The sequence below is a fragment of the Rhodanobacter ginsengiterrae genome (assembly GCF_050026815.1).
Lineage (GTDB): Bacteria > Pseudomonadota > Gammaproteobacteria > Xanthomonadales > Rhodanobacteraceae > Rhodanobacter > Rhodanobacter ginsengiterrae.
This window is the reverse complement of the sequence record NZ_JALBWO010000056.1, coordinates 323,366-340,985: the sequence shown is the minus strand read 5'-3', so window position 1 is coordinate 340,985 and position 17,620 is coordinate 323,366. Positions and strand designations below refer to the sequence as shown.

General features: G+C 64.6%; 17 protein-coding genes, 1 tRNA gene and 2 riboswitches. Of the genes, 10 read left to right on the top strand and 8 right to left on the bottom strand.

Annotated features, from left to right (window positions below):
* Positions 1-58: 58 nt before the first annotated feature.
* Both clpA and clpS read right to left on the bottom strand, forming a co-directional pair.
* The gene (gene clpA / locus ACQGNJ_RS14410) at positions 59-2,329 is read right to left on the bottom strand and encodes an ATP-dependent Clp protease ATP-binding subunit ClpA (protein WP_426689933.1); all 2,271 of its coding nucleotides are present in this window, start codon (positions 2,327-2,329) and stop codon (positions 59-61) included.
* Positions 2,330-2,394: 65 nt separating this feature from the next.
* A complete protein-coding gene (gene clpS, locus ACQGNJ_RS14405) occupies positions 2,395-2,721 on the bottom strand; it encodes an ATP-dependent Clp protease adapter ClpS (protein WP_426689932.1) in 327 nt (108 codons plus the stop codon).
* A 123-nt stretch (positions 2,722-2,844) separates the two neighbouring features.
* Between clpS and ACQGNJ_RS14400 the strand changes: the two genes are divergently transcribed.
* Genes ACQGNJ_RS14400 through hflD form a run of 3 tightly spaced genes read left to right on the top strand, consistent with a single transcriptional unit; the run spans position 2,845 to position 5,109 of the window.
* Positions 2,845-3,330, top strand: coding sequence for an NUDIX hydrolase (locus ACQGNJ_RS14400; RefSeq protein WP_426690066.1), 486 nt, complete (start codon positions 2,845-2,847; stop codon positions 3,328-3,330).
* Positions 3,327-4,475: a tRNA 2-thiouridine(34) synthase MnmA gene (gene mnmA, locus ACQGNJ_RS14395; RefSeq protein WP_426689931.1), complete on the top strand. Its 1,149-nt coding sequence runs from the start codon at positions 3,327-3,329 to the stop codon at positions 4,473-4,475. The genes ACQGNJ_RS14400 and mnmA overlap by 4 nt, the downstream gene beginning before the upstream one ends.
* Before the next feature lie 10 nt (positions 4,476-4,485).
* Positions 4,486-5,109, top strand: a complete 624-nt coding sequence (hflD, locus tag ACQGNJ_RS14390) for a high frequency lysogenization protein HflD (protein ID WP_426689930.1) — start codon at positions 4,486-4,488, stop codon at positions 5,107-5,109.
* Positions 5,110-5,241: 132 nt separating this feature from the next.
* Here the strand turns inward: hflD and ACQGNJ_RS14385 are convergent, their stop codons facing one another.
* Positions 5,242-6,507 (bottom strand): porin, encoded by a 1,266-nt coding sequence (locus ACQGNJ_RS14385; RefSeq protein WP_426689929.1) that lies wholly within the window; start codon positions 6,505-6,507, stop codon positions 5,242-5,244.
* 208 nt (positions 6,508-6,715) lie between these two features.
* On the opposite strand from ACQGNJ_RS14385, the gene rnt reads away from it, so the two are divergent.
* From rnt to phoU, 6 genes are all read left to right on the top strand, one after another.
* Positions 6,716-7,375, top strand: a complete 660-nt coding sequence (gene rnt, locus ACQGNJ_RS14380) for a ribonuclease T (RefSeq protein ID WP_426689928.1) — start codon at positions 6,716-6,718, stop codon at positions 7,373-7,375.
* Positions 7,376-7,552: 177 nt separating this feature from the next.
* Positions 7,553-8,593, top strand: coding sequence for a phosphate ABC transporter substrate-binding protein PstS (gene pstS / locus ACQGNJ_RS14375; RefSeq protein ID WP_426690065.1), 1,041 nt, complete (start codon positions 7,553-7,555; stop codon positions 8,591-8,593).
* A gap of 102 nt (positions 8,594-8,695) precedes the next feature.
* Positions 8,696-9,700 (top strand): phosphate ABC transporter permease subunit PstC, encoded by a 1,005-nt coding sequence (gene pstC, locus ACQGNJ_RS14370; RefSeq protein WP_426689927.1) that lies wholly within the window; start codon positions 8,696-8,698, stop codon positions 9,698-9,700.
* Complete coding sequence (pstA, locus tag ACQGNJ_RS14365; protein ID WP_426689926.1) at positions 9,700-10,566, top strand: phosphate ABC transporter permease PstA; 867 nt, start codon at positions 9,700-9,702, stop codon at positions 10,564-10,566. The genes pstC and pstA overlap by 1 nt, the downstream gene beginning before the upstream one ends.
* Complete coding sequence (gene pstB, locus ACQGNJ_RS14360; protein ID WP_426689925.1) at positions 10,559-11,368, top strand: phosphate ABC transporter ATP-binding protein PstB; 810 nt, start codon at positions 10,559-10,561, stop codon at positions 11,366-11,368. The genes pstA and pstB overlap by 8 nt, the downstream gene beginning before the upstream one ends.
* A gap of 117 nt (positions 11,369-11,485) precedes the next feature.
* Positions 11,486-12,202, top strand: a complete 717-nt coding sequence (gene phoU / locus ACQGNJ_RS14355; RefSeq protein ID WP_426689924.1) for a phosphate signaling complex protein PhoU — start codon at positions 11,486-11,488, stop codon at positions 12,200-12,202.
* Between the two features lie 116 nt (positions 12,203-12,318).
* Here the strand turns inward: phoU and sugE are convergent, their stop codons facing one another.
* The 4 genes from sugE to rnr form a co-directional block, all read right to left on the bottom strand.
* Positions 12,319-12,639 carry a quaternary ammonium compound efflux SMR transporter SugE gene (gene sugE / locus ACQGNJ_RS14350; protein ID WP_426689923.1) on the bottom strand — a complete coding sequence of 107 codons (321 nt, stop codon included), beginning with the start codon at positions 12,637-12,639 and terminating at the stop codon, positions 12,319-12,321.
* Positions 12,640-12,719: 80 nt separating this feature from the next.
* Positions 12,720-12,989 (bottom strand): CBU_0592 family membrane protein, encoded by a 270-nt coding sequence (locus ACQGNJ_RS14345; RefSeq protein ID WP_426689922.1) that lies wholly within the window; start codon positions 12,987-12,989, stop codon positions 12,720-12,722.
* Complete coding sequence (rlmB, locus tag ACQGNJ_RS14340; protein WP_426689921.1) at positions 12,986-13,732, bottom strand: 23S rRNA (guanosine(2251)-2'-O)-methyltransferase RlmB; 747 nt, start codon at positions 13,730-13,732, stop codon at positions 12,986-12,988. Before rlmB ends, ACQGNJ_RS14345 begins: the two co-directional genes overlap by 4 nt.
* A complete protein-coding gene (gene rnr / locus ACQGNJ_RS14335; protein ID WP_426689920.1) occupies positions 13,729-16,407 on the bottom strand; it encodes a ribonuclease R in 2,679 nt (892 codons plus the stop codon). The genes rlmB and rnr overlap by 4 nt, the downstream gene beginning before the upstream one ends.
* Positions 16,408-16,539: 132 nt before the next feature.
* Here rnr and ACQGNJ_RS14330 point away from each other — a divergent pair.
* Positions 16,540-16,626: transfer RNA gene (locus ACQGNJ_RS14330), tRNA-Leu, on the top strand.
* Positions 16,627-16,863: 237 nt separating this feature from the next.
* Here the strand turns inward: ACQGNJ_RS14330 and ACQGNJ_RS14325 are convergent.
* Complete coding sequence (locus ACQGNJ_RS14325) at positions 16,864-17,271, bottom strand: VOC family protein (RefSeq protein WP_426689919.1); 408 nt, start codon at positions 17,269-17,271, stop codon at positions 16,864-16,866.
* 120 nt (positions 17,272-17,391) lie between these two features.
* A riboswitch (glycine riboswitch) is annotated at positions 17,392-17,492 on the top strand.
* A 1-nt stretch (position 17,493) separates the two neighbouring features.
* A riboswitch (glycine riboswitch) is annotated at positions 17,494-17,582 on the top strand.
* The last annotated feature ends 38 nt before the right edge of the window (positions 17,583-17,620 follow it).

Genomic DNA, 17,620 nt, shown 5'->3' with positions numbered 1-17,620 from the left:
CATGACAAAGGCGGCGCAATGCGCCGCCTTTGCTTTGCCCGCTGTTCGGGTTTGCGCCCTACTCGACCACGGCCGGCAGCGGTTCGGCCGCCTTGCAGTCGACCTTCAGCTCGCCATCGACCACGCTGAGGCGTACCACGCCACCCTCGGCCAGGCTGCCGAACAGCAGCTCGTCGGCCAGTGCACGCTTCACCTTTTCCTGGATCACCCGCGCCATCGGCCGCGCCCCCATCTGCGGGTCGAAACCATGCTCGGCCAGCCAGCGCCGCGCATCGCCACCCACGTCCAGGCTCACCCGCTTCTCACTCAGCTGGCTCTCCAGTTCGATCAGGAACTTGTCGACCACGCGCAGGATGTGCTCGAAATCGAGCGCGCCAAACTGGATGATCGCGTCCAGCCGGTTGCGGAATTCCGGCGTGAAGATGCGGCGGATCACTTCCATCGCGTCGGACTCATGCTTCTGCTCGACGAAGCCCATGCTGCGCCGTGAAGCGATCGCCGCGCCGGCATTGGTCGTCATCACTACCACCACGTTCTTGAAGTTCGCTTCGCGACCGTTGGTATCAGTGAGCACGCCGCGGTCCATCACCTGCAACAGGATGTTGAACACATCCGGATGGGCCTTCTCGATCTCGTCCAGCAGCAACACCGCGTGCGGATGCTTGGTGACCGCTTCGGTCAGCAAACCGCCCTGATCGAAACCGACGTAGCCCGGAGGCGCACCAACCAGCCGCGACACCGAGTGCCCTTCCATGTATTCGGACATGTCGAAGCGAATCATCTCGATGCCCAGTTGCATGGCCAGCTGCTTGGTCACTTCGGTCTTGCCCACACCGGTCGGACCGGCAAGCAGGAAGCAGCCGATCGGCTTGGACGGGTCGGCCAGGCCGGAACGGGCCATCTTGATCGATGCGGCCAGCGCCTCGATCGCCGGATCCTGGCCGAACACGACCATCTTGAGGTTGCGCTCGAGGTTGCGCAGCACGTCGCGATCCGACGCAGACACCTGCTTGGCCGGAATCCGCGCCATCTTGGCGATGATGTACTCGACTTCGCTGACGTCGACCGTGCCGGTGCGCTGGTCCTCGGGCAGCAGCCGCTGGCGAGCGCCGGCCTCGTCGATCACGTCGATCGCCTTGTCCGGCAGCAGCCGGTCGGGAATGTGCTTGACCGACAGGTCCACCGCCGCCTTCAACGCCTCGTTGGTGTAGGCCACATGGTGATGTTCCTCGAAGCGCGAGCGCAGGCCCTTGAGGATCTCGATGCTGTCGGCCACGGTCGGCTCGACCACGTCGATCTTCTGGAAGCGTCGGGCCAGCGCGCGATCCTTCTCGAACACGCCGCGATACTCCTGGAACGTGGTCGAGCCGATGCAGCGCAGCTCGCCTGACGCCAGCATCGGCTTGATCAGGTTCGACGCATCCATGGTGCCGCCCGAGGCCGAGCCGGCACCGATGATGGTGTGGATCTCGTCGATGAACAGGATCGCGCCCGGCTGCTTCTTCAGCTGGGCAATCACCCCTTTCAGGCGCTTCTCGAAATCGCCGCGGTACTTGGTGCCGGCCACCAGCGCGCCCAGGTCCAGCGACCAGATGGTGGCGTCTTCCAGTACCTCGGGCACTTCGCCATCGACGATGCGCTTGGCCAGGCCCTCGGCCAGCGCGGTCTTGCCCACGCCGGCCTCGCCCACGTACAGCGGATTGTTCTTGCGCCGGCGGCACAGCACCTGGATCGTGCGCTCGATCTCGTCGGCACGGCCGATCAGCGGATCGATCTTGCCTTCCAGCGCCAGCTCGTTGAGATTGCTGGCAAACTCGTGCAGCGGGTTGCCCTTCGGCTCGCCACCCTCCTCGCCCTCGCGCTCGCCACCGGATACACCGGCGGCCGGCTCGTCGCCGATCTTGGCGATGCCGTGCGAGATGTAGTTGACCACGTCGAGGCGGGTGATCTCCTGCTGGTGCATGAAATACACCGCGTGCGAGTCCTTCTCGCCGAAGATCGCCACCAGCACGTTGGCGCCGGTCACCTCCTTCCGACCCGAGGATTGCACGTGATACACGGCGCGCTGCAGCACGCGCTGGAAGCCCAGCGTGGGTTGCGTGTCGCGCTCGTCGCCGGTGGGCAATACCGGCACGGTTTCGCCGATGATGCGCTCCAGGTCGGCCGACAGCCTGGGCAAATCCACCCCGCAGGCGCGCAGGGCGCCGAGCGCCGACTGGTTTTCGGTCAGGGCAAGCAACAGGTGCTCGACCGTCATGAACTCATGGCGTTGTTCGCGGGCCTGCTTGTAGCAATGGCCGATGGTGACTTCCAGATCCTTGCTGAACATTCGGATCGTCTCCGCTTGCAGTGGGAGCGGCCTTCAACGCCGCAATGAGCACGAAATGGGGTCGCTCAGAGCTTTTCCATAGTGCACAACAACGGGTGCTGATGGGAGCGTGAATATTCGTTGACGTGAGTGACCTTGGTTTCCGCCACCTCGCGGGTAAATACGCCGCAGACGCCGCGCCCGCGGGTATGAACGTGCAGCATCACCTGCACCGCCTGTTCCTGGTCGAGGTTGAAAAAGCTGCGCAGCACCTCGACCACGAAATCCATCGGAGTGAAATCGTCGTTCAGCAACAGCACCTGGAACAGCGGCGGCCGCGCCACCTCCGGTTTTGCGGTTTCCAGCGCCAGGCCGCGGCCGCTGTCGTGCTGATGTTCGGGTTCGTGGGCCATGTTGGTCAGGATCTTTTCTCTGGTACGAAGTATACGCCGCGGTGGATGCAGCTCCCCCGCAAGGGTCAGTCAGCAGAGGTGATGGCACAATGGGCACTTTTCCAGTGCACCTTGCCCAAGTCCATGGCCGATGTCTCCTGCAGCACCGAAGTCTGGCGTCCACACGTCACCGTAGCCTGCGTGGTGGCTGATGGTGACCGCTATCTGATGGTAGAGGAGGAAGTCGCCGGGCGACTGGCCTACAACCAGCCGGCCGGCCACCTGGATGACGGCGAGAGCCTGCTGGCGGCCGCCTGTCGCGAGACCCTGGAGGAAACCGGCTGGACGGTCGAGCTGCAGCACCTGATCGGCGTGCATCAGTGGCGCAGCACCGAGCACGGCGACGCGGTGGTCCGCTTCAGTTTCGCCGCCCGCCCGGTCAGCCACCACCCCGATCGTCCGCTGGACAGCGACATCCGCCGCGCGTTGTGGCTGAGCCGGGCGCAGATCGCTGCGCTGGGTGATCGACTGCGCAGCCCGATGATCCTGCAGAGCATCGACCTGTGGCTCGGCGGTCAACGCCTGCCGCTGGACAGCTTGAGCTGCCTGTCTGCCGGCGAAGCCTCATGAAGGTGATGCTGGGCATTTCCGGCGGCGTCGATTCCTCGGTAGCCGCGCTGCTGCTGCAACAGGCCGGCTACCAGGTCGAAGGCCTCTTCATGCAGAACTGGGAGGAGGACGACCGCTCCGGCCCCTGCACCACCGACGCCGACCGCAAGGACGCCGTAGCCGTGTGCGGGCGTCTGGACATCCCGTTCCATGCGCGCAATTTCGCCAGCGAATACTGGGACGGCGTGTTCGAACACTTTCTTGCCGAGTATCGCGCCGGACGCACGCCGAATCCCGACGTGCTGTGCAACCGGGAGATCAAGTTCAAGACCTTCCTCGATGAGGCCCGTGCGCTCGGTGCCGACAAGATCGCCACCGGCCATTACGCCCGGGTCGACTGCCGGAATGGCCGTTACCGCCTGCTACGCGCAGTGGACACAGCCAAGGACCAGAGCTATTTCCTGCATGCGCTCGGTCAGGACCAGCTGGCCGCCACGCTGTTTCCGCTGGGCGAGTTGCAGAAATCGCGGGTACGCGAACTGGCGCGCGAGGCCAACCTGCCCACCCACGCCAAGAAGGACTCGACCGGCATCTGCTTCATCGGCGAGCGCGACTTTCGCGGCTTCCTGTCGCAATACATCCCCGCCCGGCGCGGCGAGATGCGCAGCCCGGGCGGCGAATTGATCGGCGAGCACGCGGGCGTGATGTATTACACCCTGGGTCAGCGCAACGGACTCGGCATCGGTGGCCGCCATGGTGCAGGCAGCGAACCGTGGTACGTGGTCGGCAAGGATGTGGCCGCCAACGTGCTGTATGTCGCCCAGGGCGGCGAAAACCGCTGGCTGCACTCGCGGCGGCTGCTTTCGGAAACGCCGACCTGGGTCGATGGCACGGCACCTTCCGCCCACTTCCGCTGCACGGCGCGCACCCGTTACCGCCAGTCCGATCAGGCCTGCTCGGTCAGCGTGATCGAGCATGGCCTTGAGATAAGCTTCGACGAAGCCCAACGAGCCGTCACCCCCGGACAGTCGGTCGTCCTCTACGATGGCGAGGTCTGCCTCGGCGGCGCGGTGATCGCCGCCACCGATGCGGCTTATGGCGGCTTGCTGCCCGCTTTCGCCGCTTCTTCCCCGTCCCCCGCAAGAGAATCTCCACCCCGTGCTTGAAACCTTTTCCATGACCGAAGAGCGCGTGCTCGCCCTCGCCGGCCTCTTCCAGGCCTGTGCCCTGGCCCAGCAACTGGCCAATGACGGGCGCTGCGACGAAGCTGCGATGGAGGCCAGCGTGGCCAGCGTCTTCCGCATCGATGCGCCCTCGGTGATCGGCGTGTACGGCGACACCTCGAATGTGCGGCTGGGCTTGCGCACGCTGATTGCCCAGCTCGACGAAACCGGCCGGGACATGGCAGTGACCCGCATGACGGTCACCGTGATGCGTCTTGAGCGCAGCCTGGCGGCACGCGCGGACCTGCTGGAAAAATTGCAGCAGGGAATCCTTTCCGCGCAGCGGCAGGTCGAGCACTTCGGCCAGGACTCCAGCCAGGTCAACCAGCGGCTGGCCGAGCTGTATGCGTCGACGCTTTCGATCCTCAAGCCGCGGGTGATGGTCAGCGGCAATCCGCAGCAACTGCAGGTGCCCAGCGTGGTCGAGAAGGTGCGCACCAACCTGCTCGCCGCGGTGCGTTCGGCCGTGCTCTGGCGACAGCTTGGTGGCCGTCAGTGGCAGCTGCTGCTGTATCGCCGCCAGTGCAGCATGCTGGCACGCGGCCTGCTGACCGGCGCCACGCTGGATCGTCGCTGACGAAATTCCGATCGGCAGGCAAGCAAACGGCGGGCAAAAGCCCGCCGTTTTCCTTCCCTGGGTGGAACTCCCTTGCGATAACCCGTCAAACGCTATCCGGTAATCGAAGTATGCCCGGGCAATGTGACAGTCTTAGAACGCCACCTGGCCGAAAACACCGATTTCGTCGGTCTTCACATTCTGCACGTGCGGCGGGATCGGAGCGGACACCGACTTGTCGCCCTTTTCATGCTTGTAGACGACCGCCAGCTGGAATCCCTTGGTGACATCGAACTGGACGCCGGCGTTGTAGTAGGTGTCCTTCGCGTTGCGATCCAGGTCCTTGCTCAACTTGGCCGAATCGTAGCGGGCGAACAGGCTGACCTTGTCGGCCACCGGCACGCTGCCCCAGACCGAGTAGCCGTCGGCCTTGTCGGCCAGCGGGCTGAGCACGTTGTTCCAGTTCTTGGCGGTGAAATATTCCGCGCCGAGGCGGAACGCCTTGCTCGCATAGGCCACCATCAGGTCGCCACGCTGCGCGGTGTTCTGCGCGCTGACAGTCTGGGTCTCCTTGCCCAGATGGCCGCTGTAGCCGCCCACCGCCACGATCATGCCCTCGAACGGCACGAAACCGACGCGACCTTCCACGTCGACGCCCTTGCTGCGGCTCGGGTTCTTGTAGCCATTGCCATTGACCACCGAGACCGCGTAGTTGAGCGATTTGTTGGCCCCGATGTCGCCGCCCAGGTGCAGGCCCCAGTCAGCCGAGTTGGCGTAGTGCAGACGGTCGGTCAGCGTGTTCTCGACATAACGGAAGCCGTAGGCGTTCTCGACGAAGGGAATCCATGGCATGTCGGCCGAACCGACCCGGAACACCGCCGCCTGGCTGAACTTGCCCTGCACGTAGGCCTTCTTGACGAACAGGTTGGTCTCGCCGTCGCTGCTGACGTAATTGAAGTCGGTGGTCAGGTTGGCCGACCAGATGTCGTTGAACTTGTGGTCGATGCCGAGATAGAAGCGCTTGACGTCCAGGCCGGTGCCCGAGGCATTGGTCTTGCCGGAGTCGCTGTTCTTCTGGCTGATGTTGCTGAAGTCGAAATACATCTTGCCCGACAGGGACGTGTTGTTGATCGCCTTTTCCAGCGCGGCGATCTTGCTGTCGGAGGCCGCCGTCACCGTGGTCGCCTTGTCCACGGCCTGACCGTTGCTGACGTTGATCTCGGACTGGGCATCGGTGCGCTGCTCCAGCGAATCCACCTTCGCCTGCAGTGCGGCCAACTGCGCCTTCAGCAGCTCGATTTCCGCGTTGCTGGTGGCCTGGGCAGCAGTCGTCCTGGACTTGGCCGGGGCCGCGGCGACGGTGAAGCTGGTAACGCCCAAGCCGGCGGCAATCGCCACCGCAATCAATTTCGAACGCATGTCATTACTCCGCAAGTTGGTGGGAAACATCTCAACCGCCCCCTCGATCCGATGGCCGGCTAGCGATTAGTTAACAAGTGTGCCGAGGCATTTTTACGGTTGCATGCATCTTTCATGACACCTTCGAGACAGTGTCGCAAGGCGCCGCCCGCGCGGACTCATGGGAGCCGCAGATCACCTCGCGCGAAGCGGCTGATATGCTTCGCGCATGGAAATATCGAGCAACAGCACAGCACCACGCATGGCCGAGCGATTTCGCGGTTTCTTGCCGGTGGTGGTCGACGTGGAAACCGGCGGCTTCGATGCCGGACAGGATGCCCTGCTGGAAATCGCCGCGATCCCCCTGGGCATGGACAGCGACGGTTTCCTGCAACTGCAGCCCACCGTCTCGACCCACGTGGAGCCGTTTCCCGGCGCCAACCTTGATCCGCGCTCGCTGGAAATCACCGGCATCGATCCGTACAACCCCCTGCGCGGCGCACTCGCCGAGCGCCTGGCGCTGGATCACATCTTCCATGTGGTGCGTGAGGCAGTGCGCGAAGCTGGCTGCCAGCGGGCGATCCTGGTGGGCCACAATGCCGCGTTCGACCTGGGCTTCCTGAACCAGGCGGTGCGTCGCTGTGGTCACAAGCGCAACCCGTTCCACCCGTTCAGTTGTTTCGACACCGTCAGTTTCGGCGGCCTTGCCTATGGCCAGACCGTATTGAGCAAGGCGGTGCTGGCCGCCGGCCACGCGTTCGACAGCCGCGAGGCGCATTCGGCGGTGTATGACGCCGAGCGCACCGCCGAGCTGTTCTGCAGCGTGGTCAACCGCTGGCGCCAGCTGGAACTGTTCGAACAGGCCCATGCTGCGCTCGATCTGGCCTGAGACGATCGCCGGGGTTTCGCCTGGCGGGCCGGGGCAAAACCGGGTGTTGCAAGGAGTCACCAGATGACAAATCGACCCGCCGTCATCTGTTTGCAACATTCATTTCATCCAATGGCAACACGAAGGGCCTGAAATGGCGGGGTACCATCCGACTTCCCTCCCAAAGGAGCTACCGTGTTGACCACTAGCAAATCCTCTAACCGGCCCGCCCGCTTCGCTGCCGTCGCCGCCCTTGCCGTGGCATCGACCTTCGGCGTTGCCGCGCACGCCACCGATATCACCGGTGCCGGATCCAGCTTCGTCTACCCGGTCATGTCCAAGTGGTCGGCGGCCTATGCCGAGAAGACCGGCAATCACCTCAACTACCAGTCGGTGGGTTCCGGCGCCGGCATTGCGCAGATCAAGGAAGGCACCATCGACTTCGGCGCGTCCGATGCACCGATGAAGGGTGAAGACCTGCAGAAGTACGGCCTGGGCCAGTTCCCGATCGTGGTCGGCGGCATCGTGCCGGTGGTCAACATCGTTGGCGTACAGGCTGACCAGATCAAGCTTGACGGCGCCACGCTCGCCGACATCTTCCTGGGCAAGATCACCAACTGGAACGACCCGAAGATCGCCGCACTGAACGCCGGCCTCAGCCTGCCCGCCGGCAAGATCACCGTGGTGCATCGTTCGGACGGCTCGGGCACCACGTTCAACTTCACCAACTACTTGTCCAAGGTGAACCCGGAGTGGGCCGGCAAGGTCAAGTTCGGCACGGCGGTGGAATGGCCGACCGGCGTGGGCGGCAAGGGCAATGAAGGCGTGTCGCAGTACGTGCGCCAGATCAAGGGCTCGATCGGCTACGTCGAATACGCCTATGCGGTGAAGAACAAGCTGGCCTGGATCGACCTGAAGAATGCCAGCGGCAACTACATGAAGCCGAGCGCCGATGGCTTCGCCGCTGCCGCCGCCACGGCCGATTGGGCCAGCGCCAAGGACTTCAACCTGATCATGACCAATGCACCGGGCGCGCAGGCATGGCCGATCACGGCCACCACCTGGATGATCATGTACAAGACGCCGAAGAACGCCGCCAACAGCAAGGTGGCCTTCGACTTCTTCAAGTGGTCACTGGAGAATGGCCAGCAGGCTGCCAGCCAGCTGGACTATGTGCCTCTGCCGGCCGCCCTGGTCAGCCGGATCGAGGCTTATTGGGCCTCCGAGTTCAAGCATTGATGGCTTGACTCGATCGGGACTGTCCCCTTCCCGTTCGCCCGCGGATTCGCTCCGCGGGCGAACGGTCATTCGAGCTTCCGCTGTCCGCACCGCAGAGTTGCCATGCCCGTTGCCACCACCGACATTCTCGAACAGCGAAGCCGTCGCGATGCGCGCAACGAGCGCCTGTTTCGCTGGACGCTGAAAGGCTGCGCCCTGATCGTGCTGGCGGCCCTGCTGGGTGCCGCTGGCGCCACGTTGTGGGGCGGCCGCGAGGCGTTCAGCACGTTTGGCTGGCATTTCCTGGTCAGTTCGGAATGGGATCCCGGCAATGACGTCTACGGCGCCGTGGTGCCCGTCTACGGCACGCTTGCCACCTCGTTCATCGCCCTGCTGATTGCCGTCCCGATCAGCTTCGGCATCGCGGTCTACCTCTCCGAGGTGGCGCCGGCCTGGTTGCGCACGCCGGTAGCTTCGGCGATCGAGCTGCTGGCCGGCATTCCGTCGATCATCTATGGCATGTGGGGCCTGTTCGTCTTCGCCCCGTATTTCGCCAACCATATCAAGCCCTGGCTGACCAGCAACCTGGGCAACAAGCCTGACGACGGCAAGCTGTCGTGGGTGGCCGAACACGTGCCGTTCGTGGGCAAGCTGTTCGGCAGCGACTACCCGTTTGGCGCCAGCATCCTGGTTGCCGGCATCGTGCTGGCGATCATGATCATTCCCTTCATTTCATCGGTGATGCGCGAAGTGTTCCAGACCGTGCCCACACGCCTGAAGGAGTCGGCGTACGCGCTGGGTTCCAGCACCTGGGAAGTATCGTGGGATATCGTGTTGCCCTATACACGGTCGGCCGTGATCGGCGGCATCTTCCTCGGCCTGGGCCGCGCGCTGGGCGAGACCATGGCGGTGACGTTCGTGCTCGGCAATGCGATGCAGCTGTCCGCCTCGCTGCTGGACCCGGGCACCTCGATCGCCTCGACCATCGCCAATCAATTCAGTGAGGCCTCCGGCCTGCAGAAATCCTCGCTGATGGCGCTGGCCTTCCTGTTGTTCGTGGTCACCTTCATCGTGCTGCTGATCGCGCGACTGATGCTGCGACGGCTGGCCAGCAAGGAGGGGCGCTGATGAACTCGCCCTATGTGCGCCGTCGCCTCACCAACGCGCTGGCGATGGTGCTCAGCACGCTGGCCACCGTGATCGGCCTGGCATTCCTGGTCTGGATCCTGTGGGAAACCCTGCGCCAGGGCCTCACGGCGCTGGACCTGAAGCTGTTCACCAAGATCACCGCCTACGGCGAGGATGGCGGGCTGGCCAACGCGATGGTCGGCAGCCTGATCATCAATTTCATCGGTATCGGCATTGCCACGCCGATCGGCGTGCTGGCCGGTACCTGGCTGGCCGAGTACGCCAACCGCACCAAGCTGGGCGAGTCGATCCGCTTCCTCAACGACATCCTGCTGTCGGCGCCGTCGATCGTGATGGGCCTGTTCGTCTATACCATCATCGTGCTGCCGAGCACCGCCCTCACCCGGGGCTCCACCACCTTTTCCGGCTTTGCCGGCGGCGTGGCACTGGCGCTGATCGCGCTGCCGGTGATCGTGCGCACCACCGACGAGATGCTGCGACTGGTGCCCTCGACCCTGCGCGAGGCGGCCCTGTCGCTGGGCGTGCCGCAGTGGAAGCTGACCTTGCAGATCCTGATTCGTGCGGCCAGGTCGGGCATCATCACCGGCGTGCTGCTCGCGCTGGCGCGCATCAGCGGTGAAACCGCGCCGCTGCTGTTCACCGCATTCGGCAACAACTACATGACGTTCAATCCGATCGAAAAGATGTCCAGCCTGCCGCAGATCATTTATCAGTACGCCAACGATCCTGGCGACACGATGCATGCGCTGGCCTGGGCCGGGGCCTTCGTGATCACCATGTTCGTACTGCTGCTGAGCCTGGCCTCCCGCCTGATCCTGTCCCGCACCAAGGTGTCCCATGACTGATTCCGCCCTCGCCATGAACCCGGCGTCCGCGGTAGCCACCTCGGCTGTCGCACCCAAGCTCACCGTGCGCGACCTGCACTTCTACTACAACGGATTCCATGCGCTGAAAGGCATCAACATGGACATCCCGGAAAAGAAGGTCACCGCGATCATCGGCCCGTCCGGTTGCGGCAAATCCACCCTGCTGCGCATCTTCAACCGCATCTACGCGATCTATCCCAAGCTGGAGGCGAAGGGCGAGATCATGCTGGATGGCGACAACATCCTCGACCCGCGCTACTCGATGAACCGCCTGCGCAGCAAGATCGGCATGGTGTTCCAGAAGCCGGTGCCGTTCCCGATGACGATCTTCGAGAACGTGGCCTACGGCATCCGCCATCACGAAAAGCTGTCGCGCAAGGACATGGAAGGGCGCGTCGAGCAAGCCCTGCGCAACGCGGCGCTGTGGGACGAGGTGAAGGACAAGCTCAAGCAGAATGCGCTGGGCCTCTCCGGCGGCCAGCAGCAGCGGCTGTGCATTGCGCGAGCGATCGCGTTGAAGCCCGAGGTGCTGCTGCTGGACGAACCCACCTCCGCGCTGGATCCTATCGCCACCGGCCGTATCGAACAGCTGGTGGAAGAACTGAAAAGCCAGTTCACCATCGTCATCGTCACCCACAACATGCAGCAGGCCGCGCGTGTCTCCGACCAGACCGCCTTCATGTACATGGGCGAGCTGATCGAATTCGACCAGACCGAGAAGATCTTCACCAAGCCTGGCAAGAAGCAGACCGAGGATTACATTACCGGAAGGTTTGGCTGATCGAACCGGGATTCGGGATCGGGGATTCGAAAGAGCCCACCCCGCCAGTCCCGAAACCAGTACAGCAGCCGACACCTCCGCGCCTTTCCGAATCCCCCATCACGAATCCCGAATCCCATGAACGAAAGCCACATCATCAAGAGTTACGACGGCGAACTGACCCGGCTCACCGGCGAGATCGTGCGCATGGGCGAACTGTCGGTGACCCAGCTGGAGGCCGCCATCGACGTGCTGGAGCGCCGCGACGAACGCGCCGCCCAGCGCGTGGTCGGCAACGACGAGGCGATCGACCAGCTGGAGCAGGAAATCGGCCATGACGTGGTGCGCCTGCTGGCGCTGCGCGCACCGATGGCCGGCGACCTGCGCAACGTGTACGCCGCGCTGCGCATCGCCTCGGACATCGAACGCATCGGCGACTATGCCGCCAATGTGGCGAAGCGCTCCATCCCGCTGTCGATGGTGGCGCCGGTGGCGCCGGTCGGCGGCTTGCGCCATCTGGCCGAACTGGCTGCCGATGAAGTGCGTGACGTGCTGCGGGCCTACAACGACCGCAACGCCGATGCGGCCTACCAGGTATGGAAGAACGACGTGGTGCTGGACGAAGCCTATACCGGCTACTTCCGCCAGTTGCTCACCTACATGATGGAAGATCCGCGCAACATCACCCCGTGCACCCACCTGCTGTTCATGGCCAAGAACATCGAACGCATCGGCGACCACGCCACCAACATCGCCGAGAACGTGTGGTTTCAGGTCACCGGCGAGCAACTGGACAAGCAGCGCAGCAAGCGCGACCTCACCTCGAGCCCGGAAATCACCAAGCTGGGCGAATGATCCGGAGCCCTAGCTGCCCCAGGAAATTCGGAACCGTCGCCGCAGGAGCGCATCCTGTGCGCGATGCTCTTCGCGTCACGGCATGAATGAAGAGCCGTCGCGCACAGGGTGCGCTCCTACGGGCTTGCGCTGAGCTTGAGGCCGACGATGCCCATCACGATCAGCGCGACGCACAGCAGCCGCGACAAGGTCGCCGGATCGCCGAACAGCACGATACCCAGCGCCACCGCACCGACCGCGCCAATGCCGGTCCAGATGGCGTAAGCGGTGCCGATCGGCAGCGTCTTCACCGCCATCGCCAGCAACACGATGCTCACCGCCATCGCCACCAGCGTACCGACGCTGGGCCACAACCGGCTGAAGCCGTCGGTGTACTTCAGGCCGATGGCCCACACGATCTCGAACAAGCCGGCCAGCAGCAGATAGATCCACGCCATGGCGGCGCTCCTCTGTCGATGCAGGGCCGTCCCCGCGATGAAACAGGCGCGAGGTCGTCCCCGCACCGGGCGAGCCACCGTTACGGCAGCTCGCTTGTCTCGTGGCGCCGCTTCACCCCGCGCACGACGCCGTAGCTGCCGATCAACAGCCAGGCTACCTGCATGATGAAGGCAGCCAGGTTGAAGTTGCCGAAACCCAGCGACAGCATCACGCCGATCGCGCCGAAAATGTTCATCGACTGGTAGATCAGGCCGTTGCCCTGCAGCTTGCGTTCCTGCAGCAGGAAGAACGCCAGCAGCACCAGCGCCACGCCGATATAGCCGGCCCAGTCGTACCAGAACAGATTCATCGTTTCACGCTCCGCTGGCGCAACGCCTCGAACAGCACCACGCCGGTGGCGACCGAGACGTTGAGGCTTTCCATCATGCCGGGCATCGGGATCTTCGCCACGAAATCGCACAGTTCGCGGGTGAGCCGACGGATGCCCTCGCCCTCACTGCCCAGCACGATGGCGACCGGCCCCTTGAAGTCGACGCCATAGACGGTGGTGTCGGTATCGCCGGCCAGGCCGGTGATCCATACACCGGCATCCTTCAGTTCGCGCAGCGTGCGGGCCAGGTTGGTCACCGCGATCAGCGGCACCCGATCGGCGCCGCCCGCGGAAGCGCGGCGCACCACCGGGGTCAGTCCCACCGCGCGGTCCTTCGGCACGATCACCGCGGTGACCTTGGCCGCCGCCGCGCTGCGCAGGCAGGCGCCCAGGTTGTGCGGGTCGGTGACGCCGTCGAGCACCAGCACCAAGGTATCGGGGCCGTCGCGTTCGAGCAGGCCGGCCAGGTCATTCTCATGCGCCGCCGGCGCCGCCTCGTAGCGCGCCACCACGCCCTGGTGACGCGCTTCGCCGGACAGCTTGTCCAGCTCGTCGCGCGGGCGATGCTGCACCGGGATCTTCAGCTTCTTCGCAAGTTCGGCCAGCTCCTGCACGCGCGGATTGCGCTGGCCGTTCTCGACCAGCAGTTCGCGTACGCGCTCGGCATCGTTGCTCAACGCACCTTCGACGGGATTGATGCCGACAATCCAGCTCTCACTCATGACTTGCCTTTCGGTTTGGGTCGGCGCCGCGAATTCTTCTTCGCTGCCGGCGCGGCGGCCGGAGCCGGTCCACGTTTCGGGGAAGCCTCCCTGCGCGGACCACGGGAGGACGATGCATCGGCCTTGCGGGCCGGACGCTGCGCGCCGCGTGCCGCTGCCGGCACACGCGCCGACGGATTATCGCTCAACACCGCCTTGTGCGGAGCCGGCACCGGCACGGCAACCTCGGCGTCCTTGCGGCCGAACGCGCGGCCGATCGCCTTGGCGGCGCGACCGAACATGCCCGGCGCCTTGGCGGTGGCCGCCGCCTTCTTCGGCAACGAGTAGCGCTCGCCGCTGGCGGCGTAGTCGTAGGCCTTGCCGTTGCCCGTGGGCGGCGTCGCCGGCGTCCGCGGCGAGACCAGCCGGAAGTCGATCTTGCGATCCTCCAGGCTGGCGCGCAGCACCTGGATGCGCACGTGATCACCGAGTCGGAACTGCGCCCCGGTGCGCTCACCCTTGAGCAGCTTGCGGGTGGCGTCGAAATGATAGTAGTCGTTGGCCAGCTGGCTGATATGCACCAGCCCGGACACCTTCGACTCGTCCAGTTCGACGAACAGGCCGAACGAAGTGACGCCGGTGACCACGCCATCGAACTCGCTGCCGATGTGCTTCTCCATCCACGCGCACTTGAAGCGCTCGTCCACGTCGCGCTCGGCTTCCTCGGCACGGCGTTCGCGCTGCGAGCAGTGGATCGCCATCGCCGCCATCTCGGCGGGCGTGTAGGTGTATTCGTCAGGCTTCTTGCCAGTCAGCGCGAAGCGGATCGCGCGATGCACCAGCAGGTCGGGATAGCGCCGGATCGGCGAGGTGAAGTGCGCATAGGCCTGCAACGACAGACCGAAGTGGCCGCGGTTGTCCGGCTGGTACGCCGCCATGCTCTGCGAGCGCAGCAATACGCTCTGGATCAGCTCGCGCTCGGGGCGGTCGTGCACCATGCGCAGCACCTCGGCGAAATCGCCGGGAGTGACCCGATCCACCGGCGGCATGCTCAGCTTGAATTCGCGCAGGAACTGCTGCAGGTCCTCGTACTTCTCCGCCGGCGGCGGCTCGTGCGCGCGGAACAGCGCAGGGATCTTCTTCCTTTCCAGGAACAGCGCCGCCTGCACGTTGGCGGCGATCATGCATTCCTCGATCAGCTTGTGTGCGTCGTTGCGCTCGGTGGTGCCCATCGACTCCACGCTGCCGGTCTGGTCGAGGCGGAACTTCACTTCCGGTGTCTCGAAGTCGATCGCGCCGCGACGCTTGCGCTGGCCCGCCATCGCCTTGTACAGCGCATGCAGGTTTTCCAGCTGCGGCAGCACGTCGGCCACCTCCTGGCGGGCCTCCTTCTCGCGCAGCCCCACCGCTTGCCACACCTTGTCGTAGGTCAGGCGCGCATGCGACAGCATCACCGCGTCGTAGAACTTCGACTTGGTCACGTTGCCATCGGCATCGACCAGCATGTCGCAGACCATGCACATCCGCTCGACCTTCGGCATCAGCGAGCAGATGCCGTTGGACAGTGTCTCCGGCAGCATCGGCACCACGAAACCGGGGAAATAGGTCGAGGTGCTGCGTTCGTAGGCTTCACGATCCAGCGCGTTGCCGACCTGCACGTAGTGCGACACGTCGGCGATCGCCACGATCAGCCGCCAGCCACCGCCGCGCCTGGGCTCGGCATACACGGCGTCATCGAAGTCGCGCGCATCGGCGCCGTCGATGGTCACCAGCGGCAGCTTGCGGATGTCGGTGCGACCCTCGCGTTCGGCAGCGGTCACTTCGGCCTCGACCTGGGCTGCATCGCGCAGCACCTCGGCCGGCCACTCATGCGGCAGGTCATGGCTGGCAATCGCCATCTCCACCACCAGCGACGGCTGCAGCCGCTCGCCCAGCACGGCGCGGATCTCGCCCACCGGGCCGCGCTGGGCGGTCGGCGGCGCGGTGATTTCGACCACCACGATCTGGCCGGAGGTGGCACCCTGTTCGGTGCCCGGCTTGATCATCACGTCATGGTTGAGACGGCGATCGTCCGGCGTCACCAGGGTCACACCGTCATCGATCACCACGCGACCTACCAGCCGCGGCGAACGTCGTTCCAGCACCTCGGCGATCGCACCCTGCTTGCGCCCGCGACGGTCGATGCCGACCACGCTGGCCAGCACGCGGTCGCCGTGCATCACCGCACGCATCTGCTGCGGCGACAGGTAGAGGTCGTCGCCGCCCTCGTCCGGGCGCAGGAAGCCATAGCCTTCGGCATTGGCCAGCACGCGGCCGGCGATCAGGTCGAGCTTCCGTGTCGGCGCGTAGCCGCCACGACGGCCCAGCAGCATCTGGCCATCGCGCACCATCGCGCCGAGGCGCTTGCGCAGCGCTTCCAGATCGGTTTCGTCGTGGATGCCGAGCGCTTCGGCTATGCGCGCTTCGGTCAGCAGTTCGCCGCGTTCTTCGAGCAGGGCAAGGATCGCCTCGCGGCTGGGGATCGGGCGTGCATAACGCTGCGCCTCGCGATCGGCATGGGGATCACGCACGGCGCCTGCGGCAGCCTTGTTGCGCTTGTCCGGCGTGGCGGCGCCACGCGGTGCCCGCTTGGCAGTTTTTGTCGCGGGGCGCGAGTCCTGCGGATCGCCGGACTTGGGGGGAGTTTTTCTGGTCACTCAGTATCCTTGTGATGTTTGCGCCGCGGAGAATGCCACGTCGCGGGAGATGGTTGTGAAAAAGTGTTGACAAGCCGCAGGCAGATGCCTAAATTACGCGGCTCACGCAGCTCGCTGAGCAACGTGACACCTGCCCAGGTGGCGGAATTGGTAGACGCACTAGCTTCAGGTGCTAGCGGGGGCAACTCCGTGGAGGTTCGAGTCCTCTCCTGGGCACCAATTGTAAACGAAGGCCGCCCAACAAGGCGGCCTTCGTCTTTTTCGGGTTTGATTAAAGTCAGGAAGGCCGTCCAGCAAGGCGGCCTTCGTCTTTTCAGGGTTTGATTAAAGTCAGGAAGGCCGTCCAACAAGGCGGCCTTCGTCTTTTCAGGGTTTGATTGAAGTCAGGAAGGCCGCCCAACAAGGCGGCCTTCGTCTCTGCGGGTTTGCCTGAAGTCAGCAAGGACGGCTTTTCACTCAGACAGTCGCCGGCCCCTTCAGCTCGACCATGTTGCCTTGCGGGTCGTACAGATAGATCGACGGCCCCTCGCCTTGCGCGCCGTAGCGCGAACCCAACTCGCCCATGCGCACACCGTGCGCCTTCAGGTGAGCCAGGATCGCCACCTCGTCATAGTTCTCCACCCGCAGGCACAGATGATCCATGTTGTGGCCCTGCGCGCCCGGTGCGGCGCCGCCGTGGCGCCCCAGCCTGCTGTCGATCGCGACCAGGTCGATCAGCGAACGGCCTGCGCGCAGCTGCACCAGTCCGATCTCGTCCTGGCGGCGCTCCTCGCGGCAGCCAAGTACGTCGCAATAGAAGCGCTGCATGGCCTGGCTATCGATGGCGCGCAACACCACATGGTCGATCTCGCCGATTTGAATCATGGGCACTCCGGGCAGCTGGGGCATCGCCGCCGAGCATAACGCGGGCCGCTGCCCGGACTCCCTGAACCAGGTTCCGGCCAGCCGCAACAGCGCCCGTTCCCCCTGTATAATCGTCGCGGTAAACGCATGGTGGGAGAAGCGGACGGCTGCTGCACGGGCCCGTACCGCTGCCGAAGACGCAACGCCCGTAATCGCTCAGGCACCCATACCATCATGTGCGAACACTCTGGAGAGAGCGGTTGAATCCGCCGCCGAAGGGGCACGAAGCGCTAGTCTCACGCTTCCAAACTCTCAGGCAAAAGGACAGAGGGGCGCCCGCGTGCGGCACGGCACGTTGTCTGCGGATGCC